Source organism: Streptomyces sp. NPDC047515, assembly GCF_040643055.1.
Lineage (GTDB): Bacteria > Actinomycetota > Actinomycetes > Streptomycetales > Streptomycetaceae > Streptomyces.
On the sequence record NZ_JBEYTM010000157.1, the window covers coordinates 1 to 2,005 of the forward strand.

Below are 2,005 nucleotides of genomic sequence, written 5' to 3' on the forward strand. Positions count from 1 at the left end.
GGTCTCTGCCTGGGCGACATCGCCTCGACCACCCGGCGAATCCGCAGGTCAACACCCCTTGCAAGCGCCCGGAATCGCTTAACTACGCGGCATTGGGATAGTCGGCCATGTACTTGGTCGTCTTGAACTGGGCCTCGCTGTAGGGGTTGTCATTGGAGACCTTGGGGCGTGAGTGACTGCGGGTGATGCCGAGGTCGATCAGCAGCTGGGAGACCTTCTTGTTGGTCATGGAGGTGCCGCGGTCGGCGTGCACGGTCTCGGGCACGATGCCGTTGCGCTCGATGGTTTACGGGTACGTCACACCCCTCGAAACCCGGAGCCTGCTGCAGCAAGACCTCACCCCTGCAGCGTAAACATCCGCTGTCCCGGTTCAGGGGGGAACTTCAGGGTGACCACCACCGAACCGATCGGTGTGCCGTCCCGCCGGGCGAAGTCGAAGTCGGCCTGGTCATCACGGCCCCGGAGCCATGCCGTTGCAGCGGACTTCGCATACAGGTGGTCGGCGCCGGCCACGGGCCCGGCAGCCGCGAGGTTGAGGCGGTCCGTCCGGGCCCGGTTGGTGCGCGAAGCGGCAGACCCGGTCGGTGCAGAGCTACGTCGTCGGCTGGACGCCACAGTCGCCGAGCAGCAGCCCGCATCAGAATGCTTCGTGCTCGTGCTCGTGCTCGTACCGTCGGCGGAAGGCGTCCAGCTCGATCGCGTCCAGCGGCAGCATCAGCGGCTCCTTCGAGTCCGCACTTCCCATGACCGCCGTCTGGATCCGCTGCCTGCCACCCCGCAGAACCCGCTTGCGGCGGGGCGCGCCAGGGCTCTTCGGAAGAAACTTCCAGCGGGGACTGGGCCGGTGATCAGTTCCAGGCCTGCGCCGGGGCCCCTGGCGACCACCCGACTCCGAGAACAAGCGCCAGCCACCCCGCCACGCCGTCGGCAGAACCGTCAAACGCGAGCCCACGATCACCGCACATCAACCAGCCGGAAGACAGAGAACGAGCTCAGTCCAGACGGTCGTACGTGCCCGGCTCCCAGTCCGCGAACAACGTCAGCTCCTTTGCGGTCTCGGAACGCTCCGGCGCCGAAGAGGTGGCCAGCCACCAGTTCTCCACCTGGTGAGCGTCCACAAGGACGAAGTCTCGGTATCCGTCGAAGTCGCTGGGGTCGCCCGCCACGCCGATATGAATGGGTGCGTCGTCGGGCAGGTCTTTCAGTGCGTCGCGGAGCTGCGCGGCATTCCAGATCTGCGGGGCGTGCTCAAAGAGGCCGGTCATGGGCACAGGCTGCCGGATCAAGAGGCCTTGTTCGTGGAGACACGGCTGTGCCCCGGGTCAAGGCGCTGATCCGAGGCACGTGGGCCGGGATGAAGAACGCATCACCAGGTGGTGAACCGAACCCGGCCGACGGACACCGTACTGTCAGCCCGCGTCGGGCAGGTCTCGTAGGTCAGGAAGGTTGAACAGGCGCTGTGCCCGTCGGTCGTTCTCCTCGCGCCGCGCGGAGCCCCAGGGCCAGGGCCACCAGGTGTCGGCTGTGGGGCAGGGGCAGACGAGGTGGTGGGCAACGCGACAGGTGGCGCCGAGGGTGGGTTCGGCGTCCCACATGTTCCACGCGATGCCGTCCGGAGTGACGAGCCACCGCCGACGGGGCGGAAGGTGGTGGGAGGGGACGGTGATGCCTGGTTCGAGGAGTACCCAGTGGTCTTCGTACAGGGTGGGGTACCGGTCCTGGCGAAGGCCGCAATCCGGGCAGTCGGGCCGTGCGGGGGGTGGTGGAGCGTCGGCGCCTTCGTGAAGGGCCTGGAGGTCGTCGTCGGGGTGGTCCGGGCCAGTCGGGAAGGATTCTGTGTCCCCCATACGCTTCAAGGTCCGGACGAGCCGTCAGGTGCGGTAGAGCGCGATCCAGCCGGTATGCCAGGGGGTCTGAGTGCGTTGTGGCAAAGGGAGTTCCTGTTCGATGAGCAGGGGCTTCTTCGTATGCGGGGCATGATTGCGGAGGGGTAGGGGCAGGCAGC

Annotated in this window: 2 protein-coding genes and 1 pseudogene; all 3 read right to left on the bottom strand. The window is 67.0% G+C overall.

Annotated elements, in window-relative coordinates; all coding sequences use genetic code 11:
• Nucleotides 1-94: 94 nt before the first annotated feature.
• Nucleotides 95-256, bottom strand: a pseudogene (locus ABZ826_RS39250) (IS3 family transposase); the annotation flags it as partial.
• 736 nt (nucleotides 257-992) lie between these two features.
• Nucleotides 993-1,265, bottom strand: coding sequence for a DUF6225 family protein (locus ABZ826_RS39255; protein WP_361459379.1), 273 nt, complete (start codon nucleotides 1,263-1,265; stop codon nucleotides 993-995).
• A gap of 144 nt (nucleotides 1,266-1,409) precedes the next feature.
• On the bottom strand, nucleotides 1,410-1,847 hold the full coding sequence (locus ABZ826_RS39260) for a DUF6083 domain-containing protein (protein WP_361459381.1): 438 nt from the start codon (nucleotides 1,845-1,847) through the stop codon (nucleotides 1,410-1,412).
• Nucleotides 1,848-2,005: the final 158 nt, after the last annotated feature.